This window comes from Amycolatopsis balhimycina FH 1894, from assembly GCF_000384295.1.
Taxonomy (GTDB): Bacteria; Actinomycetota; Actinomycetes; order Mycobacteriales; family Pseudonocardiaceae; genus Amycolatopsis; species Amycolatopsis balhimycina.
Map to the genome: position 1 here is coordinate 1,159,975 of NZ_KB913037.1, position 15,332 is coordinate 1,175,306.

Consider the following 15,332-nt stretch of genomic DNA (forward strand, 5'->3'; position numbering starts at 1 on the left):
GACGCCGCCTACGCGGCATCCGTGGCCGACCGAACGGAGTGACGATGGAAACCCGGCTCGACGAACGGTTCAGCGATCCCGGCACCGAGGCCACCGGCTGGGCCGAAACCACGCGGGCGCTGGAAGAGGCCCAGATCAGCTGGCTCACGACCGTCCGCGCCGACGGCAGGCCGCACGTGACACCGCTGGTCGCGGTGTGGCTGGACGGGACAGTCCACTTCAGCACCGGCGCCACCGAACAGAAGTACCTCAACCTCACGGCGAACCCGAACGTCGTGCTGACCACGGGCCGCAACGCCTGGGACGACGCCCTCGACGTGGTCGTCGAGGGCGTGGCCCGCCGCGTCACGGACCGCCCGACGCTCGACCGGCTCGCCGCGGCCTGGCTGCGGAAGTGGGACGGCAGCTGGGTTTACGAGGCCACCGACAACGGATTCCGGCAAGGCGACCACGACGACGTCGCGGTCTTCGCCGTCGAACCGGCGAAGGTCCTCGTCTTCGGCCGGCAGCGGACGAACCCCTCGGACACGTCGATGCTGTCCACTGTGGAGTTCACCCACACCAGCCACCGGCTCTGACAGGTCAAGCACGGCCCGAGCAGCTTCGCCGGCCCGCACCGCGATGCGCGGGCCGGCAACCGGCCGGCGACGGCATCCTCGAGCAACGCCCCGACCGTCTCACGGGCACACGCCTAGTTCGCGCCGATCCCGCCGCCCGCACGACCCGGCCGGCGACGATCTCGACGTCGCCGGTCACGCGGACACCGCGGACCTCGGTGTCACCGGTGAACTCCAGCGGGGCCGAGTGGAACCGCAGCACGACCCGGCGACCGTCCGGGGGCGGCGAGGACCAGTCCACCGTCTCGCGCGGCAAGCCCCGCAAGATCGCTGCGTTCTCGTCAGCGCCGTCAATCGCCGCGGTGCTCCGCGGGTCGTGGGCGTCCACGCCGAGGTTGTCCCGGGCCGCCGCGGTGCGCGCGACCCCCGACACGAGCTGGTCCGCCGGTTCTACGCACGGACGCTGACCGGCGGCTGGACCGAAACCGACGGCAGCCTCCCGGCCGAGCAACGCGGCTGGCCGGACGCCGCCTACTCCGACACGTCCCTGGTCACCGCCCTGTCCTCGGCGGTGATCCCGCCGGTCAACAGGCTGAATGGTCATCTGCCGCGCGTCGCAGGGGTTGGCCGCTACCACGACGGCACGACAGCGCCGGGCACCGAGCGGCGTGCCCGGGTGGGGCACAGCGGCTCGAGGTCGTCCTCATCGTCTGCGTCGCCGGCGCTTCGTGGCCGCCGGGCGGCCGGAGGTCACCAACGGTGACCCCCGGCTCCCGTTGCGGGCCGGCGCTCAGGCAACCCAGGGCGGCACCAGCGCCGCCAGAGGCTTGCGCAGGATCCGCTTCACCCCTTCGGGTCAGCAGACGTCCAGCCACCAGATCGGATCGGTGAACCCGGTGATGTCACCGTTGCGGAGCCAGCCCCAGCTGTTCAGCGAAGGGACCCAGGCGTAGGTCTGCCAGCCCCAGATCCCGTTGTGCTGGCACTGCGCATAGATCATCTCGGCCGCGGTCGAGCCGATCGACGAAGGACCGCCGTACTCGCTGAACACGATGTTCTGCCGGGCGACCCAGATGTAGCCCGGCTGCGGAACCGCCGTCTGCGACGCCGTCTCCTCCGCGATCGCGGGTGCCTCGGCGGCCGAGGCGCCGGTGGCACCCAGCACGCCGGCGAGCGCGAAGCCGACAGTCAGCGCGGCGGTGATGAGGTACTTCCGGAGAACGCGCATGTTCCCTCCCATTCGTGTGCACGTTGTCTTTCCGGGCGAAAACCAGGTCCTAAACGCCGACGTAAAGGGCGTACCAACGGCCGGTGCTCTGGTCGTAGTACTCCTGGCAGTAGTAATAGGTGGCGCCGCCGTAGGTCACGTACCACAGTCCCGTGGAATGGCAGGCGGACAGATCTCGGGTACTGCCCATGTAGGTCACGCCGGCCACACCGGCCTGCCCGTGAGCGGCGACTGGTTCGGCCGCCGCGGCCAGCGTGGCGCCCGACGTGCCGATCAGCGCGAGGCCCGCGGTGAACGCGACGACGACAAGACGCTTCCTGAGATTGCGCATGGTTTCCTCCACCCTTCACATGCTCCGGTCACGGGGTTCACGCGTAGGACGCCCCGCGTCGAGGCGTTCCCGGCAGACCGTTGCTCCCCTGATCCCCCCGGCTGTCCGGCGCTCCGGCATCCAGGAACTGAAGTTCCCACCGGAAGGTGGGCGGCGACCACCCACACGAAGCCCCACACTTCAGTGAGTAAGCGCTACCATGAAGTGTGGGAGTTCTTCGGGAATCCTTCGGTGCCCAGCTGCGGAGGTTACGGGAGCACACGTCCCTGCCCCAGGAGCAACTGGCCCAGCGAGCTGGCGTGAGCGCCAAAGCGATCCGCGCGCTGGAACGGGAGGAGCGCCGCCACCCCTATCCCAACACCGTTTCCGCCCTGGCAACCGCGTTCGGACTGCACGCGCGTTTCCCCGCCGGGTCGTCGGGATCCAGAACTGGCGTGGCCGGCTCGTCGACGTGCTGTGCCATGGTGGTGATTCTCCCCTCTGTGAACGCCCACGCCAAGCCTGGAAACGACCCTTCAGGGTACGTTCCGGAATTCTGCCGGTCAGGGTTTCGCGTACTCGACGAGCTCGACGAGCAAGCCGGTCGCGGGGCCCAAGTGGGCGAACGCGACTCGCAGACCGTCCTGCCCACCCGGTCGCGGCGCGCTGTCGACCAGGACCGCGCCGCGGTTTTCCAAGGCCGCGAGCTCGGCTTCGATGTCGTCGACTTCGAAGGCGACGTGGTGCAGGCCGGGGCCCCGGCGGGCGAGCTGGCCGCTGACCATGTCACCGTCGCTCGCCGGGGCGACGACCTCGATCGCCGTGCGATCGCCTGCGCAGTGCCAGAACTGGCAGGCGACGTGGTAGGTGTCGACGACGTCGGTACCGCCCGGCTGCATGGTCAGCATGCGCAGGCCGACGCCCGCGGCGGCCAGGTCGGCGACGACGACACCGACGTGGTCGATCCGGCGGATCACGGCGCGACCACCGCGGCACTGACCAAAGTGGACAGTTCGGCGACGTCGGCGACCTTGAAGTAGGCACGCAGGTCCAGTGAGACGCCGAAGGTCGATTCGATCTGGGTCAGCAGCCGCAGCGCGGCGAGGCTGGTCCAGTTGCCCAGGCTCTCGAACTTGGAGAACGCCGAGATTTCGGGGTTGTCCGTGACGCCCTCGACGAGGCCGACGAGCGTTCCGGTGACGTCAGACATGGGTGAACTCCTCCAGGGTGATCCATTCCGGGACGGGAACGGCGTTGGTGGTGAGGTCGAGGGCGTACCGCCCGCCGGGCAGGACACCGAAGTCGGTGACGAGCCCCGCCGCGGCCTTGTTCCGCTCCCCCGGCCGGTACACCGCGTGCAGGGCCGTGACCCCCGCGGCGCGGGCCATGGCCGCGAGCCGGGCCAGCACGGCGTGCTCGACCCCGCGCGCGAACACTCGGCAGCTCATCACGAAGTTCTCGATGAGCCAGTGCCCGGCTCCGCGGGTCACCCAGACCGCCCCGACGATGCCTTCGCTGCCGAACCGGTCCTCGACCTCGAAGCCCAGCACGAGGTGGTCCGGCGACGCGGCCATCTCGCGGGTGCGGCCCTCGGTGTGCGCCCGGGGAGCGAGGTTGAACTGGTTCGTGCGGAGGCCGAGCTGGATCACCCGCGGCAGGCTGTATTCGTCGGCCGGGGCGATCCGCACGCGCAGGCCGAGCTCGGTCAGGTAGTCCTCCGCCGAGTCGATCGAGGCCGCGAACTGCTCGCGGTCGGCCCTCGCGCGGTACATCGACGTGCGCTCGCGGTCGGTCGACGTCGTGGCGACGGCGCCGAAGAACTGCGGCTCCAGCACGGCCGCAAGGTGCCCGGCCGGGTCGCCGTCGAGCTGGACGACCGTCGCTTCCGGGAGCTCGCGGCGGACGAGGTCGCATTCGAACGGGCTGTCGTCGGCGAACACCACGCTGTCCAGCCCGAGGTTCAGCGCCTGCACCACCTGCCGGATGTTGTGGTCCTTCCGGCCCCAGTTCGCGATGCGCGCGACGAAGTCGTCCGATCGCAGGACCTGCTCGGGATGGCCGGTAAGCACCGAGTCGACCAGCGCCTGCTCGTTCTTGCTGCACACCGCGAGCAGGACGCCCTGGCTGCGCAGGCCGGCCAGGGCACGCTGCAGGCCGGTGTAGCAGTTGCCCGGATAGCCGCCCCCGAGCTGGATGCCATCCGGGCCGTCGTCGCCGAGCACACCGCCCCACAACGTGTTGTCCAGGTCCAGGACCAGCAGCTTCTTCGCCAGTCCCGACGCGGCCCGGCAGAACGCCGCCGCCTCGCGGGCGTACGCGAGCTCGACCGCGGGCGTCCACGCCATGCCGGCGAACCGGTACAGCCGGTCGTCGCGCACCGGTCCCGGTACGTCGGCCAGCAGCGCCTCGAAGTCGAGGACCTGGACCGCCGGGTGGTCCGCGGCCAGCCGCAGCAACCGGGAGTTGACCTCCCGCCACAGCCTGCCCAGCTCGGCCCGTCCGGCGAACCCGATCACCTTGCGCTGTTCGGGCCGCGACAGGGCGACCGTGTGCAGCACGACTGTGCTCGCCGAGCGCCGCACGAATCCGGCCACGGCCTGCTCGAGCAGCGTGAGCCGGCCGTCGATCCGCTCGGCCAGTCCGGCCAGGTCGGCCGGGTCCCACGTCTGCGGCAGCAGCGCCTGGTCGTGCAGCAGGCACAAGGTGACGTCAGGAGCGAAGCCCGCCAGGGCCGAGCCGGGATCCGCCAGCTCGACCAGCAGCTGGTCGAAGCCGGCGACGTGCAGCTGCGGCTCGATGCCCACCCGCAGCAGTTCCAGGCGGAGCATCGGCGCGACGTTCTCGGCGGTGAAGGTTCCGGCGACCGCGACCTTCACCGGCTGCAGCGCTTTCGGCGAGATCCGGGCGGACGCGACGCCGTCCAGCAGCCGGCCCGCTTCGGCGTGCACCGCCGGCCGCAACGAATCCAGCGCCGCCAGCAGGCCCTGGTCCGGTGCCGCCTCCGGGTTCCGGACCGCGCGGATCCGGGTGAGGATGTCTTCCACGGTTTTCTCCTTTCACACCCGCAGCAGCGTGCAGACCCAGTGCATGCCGCTGCTCGTACTGGTCAGTGCCACCAGGTCGCCCGCGGCCAGTTCGCCGTCACCGAGCAACCGCTCCAGGGTCAGCAGCTGGTCGGCGCAGCCGACGTGGCCGAGCTCGAGCGCGATTTCCCGGTTGGTCGACTCGAGGGGGATACCGAAGTCCGATGCGAGGTCGGCCAGCTGCCGGGCGTTGTCGTTGAAATGGATCACCCGCCGCAGGTCCGCGCGGGCGACGCCGGCACGGCTGCACGCGGCGTCGACGACCTCGCGGCTGCGAGCCCGGATCATCGAGACGAAGGTGAACATCTTCCGGACGTCTCCGGCGAAGAAGTCGTCCAGCCGGTCCTGCGGGCTGCGGACCTGCGGCTGCTCCCCGTCCCCCGCGGTGAACGGCCGCGCGGCACCGCCGACGTCCATCCGCATGAAGTCGGCGTAGGTGCCGTCGGTGATGATCTCGGTGGCGAGCCACGCGCACGAGCCGTGGTCGCGCCGGATCACCGCGGCGGCCGCGCCGTCGGAGTAGATGCTCGTGTTGATCTCCATCCGGTTCCAGTAGGGTTCGGCGACCCGGTTGGCGCCGACCACGAGTGCGGTCCGGTAGCCCGGATGCGCGGCGAACTTGCCGGCCACCAGGTCGAAGGCGGCCACGCCGCCCCCGCACGCCTGGTTGACCAGCAGCGCTTCGGCGCCGCTCGCCCCGAGCCGGGCCTGGGTCGCCGCCGCGGGATCCCAGTAGAGGTATTCGGCGAGATCGGCGATGGCGAGCACGACCAGGTCGACGTCCTCCGCCGCGACGCCCGCCTCGGCCAGGGCCTGCTCCCCCGCGGCGACGGCCAGGTCGGTCAGCCCGACGCCCTCCGGGGCGCGGTGGAACGTCCGGTAGCCCCAGCCGCGGACGCGGTCGAGGTCGGTCGTGTAGTCCGGCGCCGCACTGTCCACATCGGAGGGTTCGGGCAGCGACCGGCCGAACGCGACGATCCCGAACGGCACCACCGGACCGGCCACGGCCGGCCCGTCCCTCGTTCCGGCGTGCACCGAGGGGAAGTTCTCCGCCGCGGTGCGCAGGAACGTCGTCGCGGCGGCGTTGTGCTCGGTGTCCTGGAAGCGGAACACGACCTCGTCGCCCTCGGCGCGGCGGAGGATCTCCCCCAGCACCGCGTCCTCGACCTCCTTGCCCAGCACCGGGCAGGACAGCGAAAACAGGTCGACCAGGCACACGCCGTCCGCCCGGTGCAGGCCGACGGCACCGCTGACGCCGTAGTCGCCGAACCGGTCGCGCACCGAAACGGCCACGACCTCGTCGGCGCACCCGGCGATCTCGTCGGCGCCCTGGCCGTTCCCGAGCGTGAAGTCCTTCGCCCTGGCGACCACTTCGGATACCTTGGCCAGGTGCTCCTGCGCCGGTGAGAACCCGACCTCGACGTTCAGGCTCGCCACGAAGCCGGTCAGCGAAACCCCGGAAGCCACCGAGGCGGCCGGTGACACTTCCGGCGCCACCGGCTCCCCCGCCTTCCGGATCGGCGCCGGCCGGTCGAACAGCCCGGCCGCCAGCAGCTGCCCCGGCCACGACTCCGGCTGCCGCTCCAGCAGCAGCCCGCCCCGCTCCGGATCGGCGGTGATCAGCAACGCGACCCCGGGCTCCCCGGCGAACTCGACGAGTTCGGGACAGTCGCGCGCCAGCTCGTCCCACACGTCACCGGTGGCCCGGAACGAGATCCGCACGCCGGCGCGGTGCAGTTCGAGCACCGGTTCCCGCAGCTGGGCGAGTCCCCCGGCCAGGCTGTCCACATCGAATTCGACCGCCCGGCAGGCGGAGCCGTACCGCGTGCCCAGCACCCGGGCGAGCTGCCCGCCGAGGCTCGCGAACAGCTCCTCCGTGTAGGGCACCTTGGCCAGCCGGAACATCGTCGGGTGGTGGGCCCGGCCGCTGCCCATCGCGCGGACGGCCTCCTCGGTGTCCGCCAGGTACACGTTGGGCAGGCCCGCCAGCTTCGAGCGGACCGCGTCCCGGGCCCGGTGTGCCTCGGCGACGACCCCGGTGACGCGCCCGGCGTCACCGGCACCGAAGGTCCGCGCCTCCGGGAGCGCGGGAAGCACGAACACCACCGCCCCACTCCACCGGCCGATGGTCGGCACCGCCGCCGAGGCCACGTCGAGCAGATCGGCGGTCCACTTCGGACCGCTCTCGCCCAGTTCCTCGAACCGGGGTGCCACGATGAGCACGTCCGGGTTCGTGCGAGCCACGACACCGTCGTCGTCCAGGCACTGCCGGACGATCTGGCCGAAGGGGCCGACGTCGAACGCCGCGGGCAAGCCGGCATCGTGCAGGGCCATCCCGAGGTAGGGCACGATCTGGTCGATCGTGTAGCTGGCGAGCAGGCCGATCCGCAGCGCCGGCCTGGTCTCCGACCGGGAGGCCGCGCGCCACGAGGACCGCATTTCGCCGGGTGTCAGCGCACTCATACCGGCACCCCCTTGGCGCGCAGCACCGCCCGCAGACCGCCGACCGAATCCACCTGCCGGACATCCTCGTAGGCGAAGGAAAGCCGGTAGGTCTCCTCGAGCGTGACGATCAGCTGGAGGTGGCGAAGACTGGTCCACCCGGGCAGGGTGGCTGGACCGTCGGCGTCGGTCACCGACGCCGGATCGACCTCGAGCACGTCGGCGATCAGCTCGATCAGCCGCTCCTGCGGCCGCGCGGCGGTCATCGGGACACCCCCACCGGCGCCGGGTCACCGTCATCCGCGGCGGAGTCCGCCGCGGAGTCTGCCGCCTCGGCCGGTTCGTGGTCCGGCAGGATCCGCTCGATCCGGCGGACGCTGGGCATCACGAACCCGGCGACCGCCACGCCGACACCGAGCACACCGATCGCCGCGAAGACCAGCCCGATCCCGCCCGCCTGACCGGTGCCGAACAGGCCGCCGAGCAGGCCCGCGCCCGGCGCACCGGGCTGCATCCACGGTGTGAGGACCAAATCCACCAGCGGGCCCGCTATCAGCGTGGCGATCGGGACGGTGAGCTCTTCGGTGAACTGCCGGGCGGCGAACACCCGGCCCTGCAGGTGCGGTTCGACCTTCTCCTGCCAGATGGTGTTCGTGTAGCCGTCGATGATCGGGATCGTGAAGGACACGAACATGATCGAGAAGGCGAGCAGCGGCAGCACGTCGGCGACGCCGTACATCAGCCTGCCGAACACGCTGAACACGACGATCGCGAGCAGGACGCGCAGCATCTTGTCGCGCGGCGACTTCAGCGTGCCCAGCACCAGGGCGCCGAGCACGCCGCCGACCGCGCCGGTGGTCATCACCACCGACACCGCCGTGGCGCTGTTGCCGGTTCTGGCCAGCACGAGGGGCCGCAGCAGCACGAACCCGATCGAAGCCAGGACATTGATCACGATCAGGAAGCCCTGGAGGTTGCGGAACGAGCGGTTGCGCAGGATGTACTTGAAACCGAACAGGCAGTCCTGCCACATCGACATCACGACCGCGCCCGCCTGCCGCGGCACCTCGGGGATGCCGACCAGCAGGACGGCGGCGACGGCCACGACGTAGGACAGCGTGTCGACCAGCAGGATCGTCCGGATGTCGGACGCCGCGAGCAGGGCCGCGGCCAGCGCCGGCGCGAAGAGGCCCGGAACCGAGCGCACCGCGAACATCATCGCGTTCGCCCGCGGGTACTGTCCGCGCCGCATCATCAGCGTGATGGTCGAGGAGAACACCGGGACCTGGAACGCGAGGAACGCGCCGGTCGCGAAGTTGACCAGGTACAGCTGCCACATGCTGACCGAACCGGTCAGGAAGAACACGAGCAGCAGTCCGGTGGCCACGGCCGAGCCGAGGTCGCTGATCATCAGCGTCAGCCGCCGGTTCCAGCGGTCGATGAACACCCCGGCCAGCGGGCTGAAGATCACCGTCGCGGCGAACGCCGAAAGCAGGACGAGCGCGAAGTCGGTGGCGCGGCCCGTGGCGTCCCACACCCAGATGCTGACCGCGAAATTGGTCATCCGGGTGCCGACCACGGACAGGAGCTGACCGAACCACACCGCGGTGAACGCGGAGAATCCGGACGGTCGTCGTTGCATGGTCTCAAAGTCCTTTCGTGGGGGTTCCGGCTTGCTCCGCCCTCAGGCGAGCAGGCCGAGCAGGCGTGCGGTCACGTCCTCGAGGAACGCGGTGGCGGTCGCGGCGCGGTAGACGGCGGTTCCGTAGCCGACGTCGATCCGCAGGCGGCCGCCCACGACCACGCCGCCGACATCGAGGTCGTACGGCCAGGCGCCGGTGCCGTCCTCGGTCTCGCCGTAGGGCGCCTTGCAGACCTCGAACAGCTCCTCGGCCTGCGTGACTTCGTCGAACCCGAACGTGCCCATGTAGTTGACGGCGAGCCGCGGTTCGGCGATCGCGGTGAGTCCGGGGGCGCGGGCGGTGAACTTGAGCATCCCGTGCCCGATCCCGTTGTTCGGGACGCGAGCGAGCTGTGCGGCGATCGCGGCGACCGGGTCACCGCCGTCGGGCAGCCGCAGCAGGACCGGGTACATCACCTGGAACCAGCCGGTCGTCCGATGGAGATCGACGTCGGGGAACAGGTCTTCGCGGCCGTGCCCGGTGGTCGCCAGCGCGCACTCCCGGCCGCCCGTGCGGGCCGCCACGGCTTCGGTGACCGCCCAGACGATCAGGTCGCGGACGTTCACCCGCCGACGCCGCGTGACCTCGTGCAGGCCGTCGGTCTCCTCGGTGCTCAGCGTGTGGCTGAGCATCGCACTGGCACCCATGGTCGTGACCCCGTCGAGGTCGGCGGGCAGCGACGCCGCCTCCGTCGGCGCCTGGGCCCGCCAGAACGGCAGCTCCGCGGACATGTCCTTGGTGGACAGGCGACGGGCCCACGTGGTGTAGGCCGTGGTCTTGGCCGGCAGGGACGGCTCCTCTCCCCGTTCCAGCCGCCCGCACAGCGTCTGCAGGTCACCCAGCAGGACGTCCCGGGAGATCGCGTCCACGACGAGGTGGTGCGCGATGATCAGCAGCCGGTCGGGCCGCGTACCGCCGCCGGCGAAGTGCAGGACGCGGCAGGTCGGGCCGTCGGCGAGGTCCAGCGTGAGCTGGGCCGCCGCGGCCAGCTCGGCGATCGCGTCTTCGTCGTCGGTTTCGTGACTGGCGAACGGCACCCCGCCCTCGACGTCGGCGTGGTGCTGCCACAGCACGCCTTCGCCGTCACGGCGGAACCGCAGCCGCAGCGAATCGTGGTGGGCCGCGAGGCGCCGGACGGCTTCTTCGAGGTGTTCCACGGCGACCGGGCGGCGCAACTCCAGGTAGTACGGGTGGTTGAACCACGCCGGACGGTCCATCGTGGACGCCACCGTCTCGAACCACCACAGCTGGGCCGGGGTCAGCGGCTGCTCGCCCGCGGCGACCTCGTGCGTCACCGCGGCGACGGGCGCGGTCCCGGCGTCCAGGCCGAGTTCCGCGATCGTACGGTTCTCGGTGAGCTGCCGCGCCGACAGCCGGATCCCCGCCTCGGCGGCGTGGAAGGCGACCGTGATCGCCAGCAGCGAATCACCGCCCAGCTCGTAGAAGTCGTCGTGGATGCCGACCTCGGGCAGGTGCAGGACCTCGGCCCAGATCCCGGCCAGCGCGCGCTCGCGGTCGGTGCGGGGAGCCGCCGATGTCCGCTGCGCCGTGCGGCGGAACCCGGACCCGACCGCCGTCGCGATCCGGGCGGCGGTGTTCAGCCTGGTCGCGATGTCGGCGACCAGGTCCGCCGGCAGCGGCTGCGCGGCGCCGTCGGCGGGTTCGTCGAGCGGCCAGACGTGCCCGGCCGGGTGCTCCGGGTGCAGCGGGTACCCCTCCGCGGCCCCGACCCGGAGCGCCCCGATCGTCACCAAGGCGGCCAGCTCGGCGGACGACGGTTCCGCGGTGAGCACGACGTCCCGGCGTCCGAGCTGCTCGCGCACCACCCGGATCAGGTCCGGCTCGGCGAACCCGGCCGGGTCGAGCACGAGGGCGGGCACCGGCGGGTGGAACGGCCGCCGGGCCCAGCGGACGACCGCCGTCGCGGCCGCCGTCTCGAACTCGGCCTCGGACGTGACGTCGTAGCGTCGCGCCCAGTCGTCGAGGTCGAGCACGGCGACGTCCGGCACGCTCTCGGCGAACCCGCGCAGCCGCTGCGTGAGGCCGTCGAAGATGCGCGCCCAGCGGGCGTCCGGCGCCGCCGCCGAGACCCCGAGCAGCAGCTGCGCGCCGGTCCGGGCCCGGTGGACCGCCACCGCCTCGCAGAGCTCGTCGAGGTCGCGTTCCAGCGCGGTGACGCCGGACAGCGCCGCCCCGGGCCGCCAGTCTTCCCAGCGCAGCAGGACGACGTTGAGCGCGCCGGCGCGAAACGGGCCGGCCGGGTCGAGCAGGGGACGGAGTACCTGGCCCGCCGGTGCGGTGACGAGCGCCCAGGCCGGCTCGCCGAGGAGCTCCGACCAGAATTCCACGGTCGGCACCACCCGGGTGGCCCGGAACGACGTGGCCAGCCCGATCGCGAGCGCGGCGCGGTCCGGCGCAGGCTCGACGGCCGGCACGTCGCCGATCACCGTGTCCGGCGCGGCGACCAGCTCGGCCAGCAGCTCGCCGAAGCGGTCGACCAGGCCTTCGGCGCGGTCGCGGCTGAACAGCTCGCTCGCGTAGGTGAGGTCGGCCTGCAGGTCGCCGTCCTGCCAGTCGAGGGTGAACAGCACGTCGAAGTCGGCGCCGGCCGCGCCGACCGGCAGCGGTTCGACCTCGATGCCGGGCAGCGAGAGCGTCTCCTCGGCCGCGTCCGCGTAGTTCAGCACGCACTTCAGCGGGTGGCGGGCCGAGTCGCGCGGCAGGCGCAGCGCCTCCATGATCTTCGGGAACGGCAGCCGCTGGTGCGCCTGCGCGTCCTTGACCGTCGAGTGCAGGCGGCGGACCAGCCGCCGGAAGTTCGGCCGGCCGCCGACGTCGAGCCGCAGCGGGAGCAGGTCGGCGAAGCACCCGATCACGCCCTCCAGTTCGGCGCGGTCCCGCCCGGACGTCGGCATCCCGATCAGGACGTCCGGCTGCCCGCTCTCCTGGTACAGCAGCACCGCGTACACCGCGAGCAGCACGCTGTAGGGCGTGACGCTCTCGGCGCGGGCCAGCTCGCGGACCGCGGCACCGGCGGCGAACCGCCGGACGGCCCGCCCGGCCACCTCCTCGGTACCGCACCCGGGAGCGTCGCCGGGGAGTTCGAGCGGGGCGGGAGCGCCACGCAGCTTTTCGCGCCAGTACGCGATGTGGGTTTCGACGTCGTCGCCGGCCAGCCAGGCCTGCTGGTGGTGGGCGAAGTCGCCGAACTGCAGCGGCGGGCGGGGCAGCGGAGAGGGCAGTCCCGCCGTGTAGGCGTCGTACAACGTGGCGAGCTCGTCGAGGAAGATGCCCCACGACGTCGCGTCGCAGATGATGTGGTGCATGCCGACGAGCAGGTAGTGCTCCCGCGCGCCGGCTCGCAGCAGCCGGACGCGCAGCAGCGGTCCTTCGTCGAGGTCGTACGGGAAGGCACTCATCGCCTCGATGGCCCCTTCCGGGTCCTCGGCGAGGTCGGCGGGCTCGCACCAGCACGCCATTTCCGCGTGCACCACGGGACGCGGGCGGCCACGGTGTTCGGCGAAGGTGGTCCGCAGCACGTCGTGGCGGCGCACGATCTCGGCGACCGCGCGCTCCAGCGCCCCTTCGTCGAGGACGCCGCGCAGGACCGCGGCGAACGTCGTGTTGTGCCGGGCGTCCTCGCGGTCGATCCGGCTCGTGGCCCACAGCCGCTGCTGGATGGACGACGCGGCGGGCTCGGCGTCCGGCGGTGCCGGCCGCATCGGCTCGTCCGCCGCCGCCCCGGCCTCGTCGAGCACCAGCGTCAGCTGGGCGACGGTCGGGTGGGTGAACAGCGTGTACAGCGAGATTTCGCGGCCGAACTCGCGCTGGAGGCGGGACAGCAGCTGGGTGGCCAGCAGCGAGTGCCCGCCGAGGGCGAAGAAGTCGGAGTTCGCCCCGACCTCCGCGACGCCGAGGACCTCACGCCAGATGTCGGCGAGCCGCCGCTGCGCCGGGGTCGCCGGCTCGGCCGGCGGTGCGCTGTCGGCCGATGAGGACACCGCGCGCAGGGCGACGCGCTCGGCGACCTCCGCCGGGTCTGTCAGGTACTCGTCCCGGTAAGCCGCCCGCTCCGCGGCCGCCTCCGGTGCGGGCAGCCGCCGGGCGGCGAACCCGGCGAGCGCGGCGAAGTACTCCGGGGTGTAGGGAAGGTGGCCGAGGTCGTCGGCGGCCGGGTCGTGCGCCACCGGGACCGGGTTTTCCTCGGCCCAGTCGACCGTCACCCCCGGGATCCGCGCGGCCAGCAGCGCGAGCCGGTCGTCGAGCCGGGCGAACGGCACCGCGTGGCCGGTGGCCCGCGGCGAAGCCGGGCAACGGACGAAGACCAGGGGCGCGTCCGTCCGCTGCCGGTGGGCCGCCACGGCGGTCTCGAGGTCGCGCATGGCCGCGCCGAGCACGGCCGACGGCTCGCCGGTGCCCGGTTTCCACTGCCGCAGCCAGTCTTCCCAGCGCAGCAGGACGACGGTCGCCGCGGCTTCCCCGCCGGTCAGCAGGTGCCGGACCAGCTGCCCGTACGGCACCCGCTCGACGGCGGCGGGCAGCTGCGCGAAGTCCAGCCAGAACTGCAGCGGCGCGGCCGCGAGATCGGTGGTGAAGGTCCCCGCCAGCGCGATGACGTCCCGGCGCAGCTCCGGCACCGAACCGAGCGGTGCCCCGGCGTCGCGGACCATGCCGGTCAGCGCGGCGACGACGCGGTCCGCGAGCCGCTCGACGGTGTCGGCGAGGTACAGGTCGGCGTTGTAGTCGAGGACCAGTTCACATTCGTCGTCGCGCCGCGACAACGTGACGAACAGGTCGAAGTCGGTCAGCTGGTTGTCCACCGGCTGCGGCGCGAATTCCACGCCCGCCGCGGTGGCCGTCCCGTCGCTCGTGTCCGCCACGGTGAACAGCACTTGGAACAGGGGGTTGATGCCCGGGTCCCGGGGCGGCGCGAGCTCTTCGACGACCCGGGCGTACGGCGCGTCCTGGTGCCGGACCGCCTCCCCCACCGTGCGGTGCGCCCGCCGGACCAGCTCGCGCACGGCCGGGTCACCGGAGAGGTCCAGCCGCAGCACCAGCATGTTCGCGAAGGAGCCGATCAGCGGCTCCAGTTCGACCCGGGACCGGCCCGCGGCCGGCATCCCGAGCAGGAGGTCGTCCTGGCCGGTCACCTGGCGCAGCGCGGCCGCGAACCCGGCCAGCGCGACAGCGTTCAGGGTGGCGCCGGCTTCCTGCGCCAATGTCCCCATCGCGCCGGTCAGCGCGGCCGGGAGCAATCGGCTGTGGCGGCCGCCGCGGTGGGTCTGGACGACCGGGCGGGCACGGTCCGGCCGCGGGGTGGACGTCGGCGGCGCACCGGCCAGCCGGTCGCGCCACTGCGCGACCTGAGCGTCCACTTCGGACCGGAAGGCGGGATCGCGTTGCCGGCGGGCGTGGTCGGCGAAGGTGGCGCGCAGCGGTGGCAGCGCGGCCGGGACGCCGCCGGCGAACTGACCGTAGTACGCGACCAGCTCGGTGGTGAAGACGTCACCGGACCAGGCGTCGTAGACGATGTGGTGCACGGTGACCAGGAGCAGGTGCTCGTCGTCGGCGAGCACGAGCAGCCGGGCCGCGAGCAGCGGGCCGGTCCGCAGGTCGAACGAGACGCGGCCGTGCTCGGCCACTTCGGCGTCCCGCGCGGCCGCACTCAGGTCCCGCAGGTCGGCGACCGGCAAGGGGATGTCCACGTCGGCCCGGACGAGCTGGTGCGGCCCGGTCTCGTCCTCGGCGAAGACCAGCCGGAGCGCCTCCTGCCGGGCGGCCACGGCGTTGAGCGCCGAGCGCAGCGCTTCGACGTCGAGGGCGCCACGCAGGCGGAAGGCGAACGGCACGTTGTAGACGGCGGTTCCGGGGTCCATCCGGTCGAGGAACCACAGTTGTTCCTGGGTCGGCGAAAGCGGCAGCCGGGTGGGCCGCGGCTGTCGCCTCCCCAGCCGGCGCAGCAGGAGTTCCCGCTGGTCCGGGGTGAGCTCGGCGAGCTCCGGCGAGATGTCGTGCGTCATGGATCTTCAG

11 protein-coding genes and 1 pseudogene are annotated in these 15,332 nt (G+C 72.2%); 3 read left to right on the top strand and 9 right to left on the bottom strand.

Annotated elements, in window-relative coordinates:
- Positions 1–44 precede the first annotated feature (44 nt).
- On the top strand, positions 45–578 hold the full coding sequence (locus A3CE_RS50130) for a pyridoxamine 5'-phosphate oxidase family protein (protein WP_020638861.1): 534 nt from the start codon (positions 45–47) through the stop codon (positions 576–578).
- 355 nt (positions 579–933) lie between these two features.
- The gene (locus tag A3CE_RS56110; RefSeq protein ID WP_020638862.1) at positions 934–1,320 is read left to right on the top strand and encodes a hypothetical protein; all 387 of its coding nucleotides are present in this window, start codon (positions 934–936) and stop codon (positions 1,318–1,320) included.
- A 93-nt stretch (positions 1,321–1,413) separates the two neighbouring features.
- Here A3CE_RS56110 and A3CE_RS0104470 read toward each other — a convergent pair whose 3' ends face one another.
- Together A3CE_RS0104470 and A3CE_RS0104475 are read right to left on the bottom strand one after the other, a co-directional pair.
- Positions 1,414–1,785 (bottom strand): hypothetical protein, encoded by a 372-nt coding sequence (locus tag A3CE_RS0104470; RefSeq protein ID WP_020638863.1) that lies wholly within the window; start codon positions 1,783–1,785, stop codon positions 1,414–1,416.
- A 49-nt stretch (positions 1,786–1,834) separates the two neighbouring features.
- Positions 1,835–2,116 (bottom strand): hypothetical protein, encoded by a 282-nt coding sequence (locus tag A3CE_RS0104475; RefSeq protein ID WP_043791774.1) that lies wholly within the window; start codon positions 2,114–2,116, stop codon positions 1,835–1,837.
- A 206-nt stretch (positions 2,117–2,322) separates the two neighbouring features.
- Here A3CE_RS0104475 and A3CE_RS59735 point away from each other — a divergent pair.
- Positions 2,323–2,499, top strand: a pseudogene (locus A3CE_RS59735) (helix-turn-helix domain-containing protein); the annotation flags it as partial.
- A gap of 159 nt (positions 2,500–2,658) precedes the next feature.
- Here the strand turns inward: A3CE_RS59735 and A3CE_RS0104485 are convergent.
- The 7 genes from A3CE_RS0104485 to A3CE_RS0104515 are packed head-to-tail and all read right to left on the bottom strand — an operon-like array spanning position 2,659 to position 15,322.
- Entirely contained in the window at positions 2,659–3,072 is a 414-nt protein-coding gene (locus A3CE_RS0104485; RefSeq protein WP_020638866.1) for a VOC family protein, read from the bottom strand.
- Positions 3,069–3,305, bottom strand: coding sequence for an acyl carrier protein (locus A3CE_RS0104490; RefSeq protein ID WP_020638867.1), 237 nt, complete (start codon positions 3,303–3,305; stop codon positions 3,069–3,071). Before A3CE_RS0104490 ends, A3CE_RS0104485 begins: the two co-directional genes overlap by 4 nt.
- The gene (locus A3CE_RS0104495) at positions 3,298–5,139 is read right to left on the bottom strand and encodes an HAD-IIIC family phosphatase (protein WP_020638868.1); all 1,842 of its coding nucleotides are present in this window, start codon (positions 5,137–5,139) and stop codon (positions 3,298–3,300) included. The genes A3CE_RS0104490 and A3CE_RS0104495 overlap by 8 nt, the downstream gene beginning before the upstream one ends.
- A 12-nt stretch (positions 5,140–5,151) precedes the next feature.
- A complete protein-coding gene (locus A3CE_RS57875; protein WP_211231807.1) occupies positions 5,152–7,641 on the bottom strand; it encodes a 3-oxoacyl-[acyl-carrier-protein] synthase III C-terminal domain-containing protein in 2,490 nt (829 codons plus the stop codon).
- Positions 7,638–7,886, bottom strand: a complete 249-nt coding sequence (locus A3CE_RS0104505; protein WP_020638870.1) for an acyl carrier protein — start codon at positions 7,884–7,886, stop codon at positions 7,638–7,640. The genes A3CE_RS57875 and A3CE_RS0104505 overlap by 4 nt, the downstream gene beginning before the upstream one ends.
- Positions 7,883–9,262: an MFS transporter gene (locus A3CE_RS0104510; RefSeq protein ID WP_020638871.1), complete on the bottom strand. Its 1,380-nt coding sequence runs from the start codon at positions 9,260–9,262 to the stop codon at positions 7,883–7,885. The genes A3CE_RS0104505 and A3CE_RS0104510 overlap by 4 nt, the downstream gene beginning before the upstream one ends.
- 42 nt (positions 9,263–9,304) lie before the next feature.
- Positions 9,305–15,322 (bottom strand): condensation domain-containing protein, encoded by a 6,018-nt coding sequence (locus A3CE_RS0104515; protein ID WP_020638872.1) that lies wholly within the window; start codon positions 15,320–15,322, stop codon positions 9,305–9,307.
- Positions 15,323–15,332 lie beyond the last annotated feature (10 nt).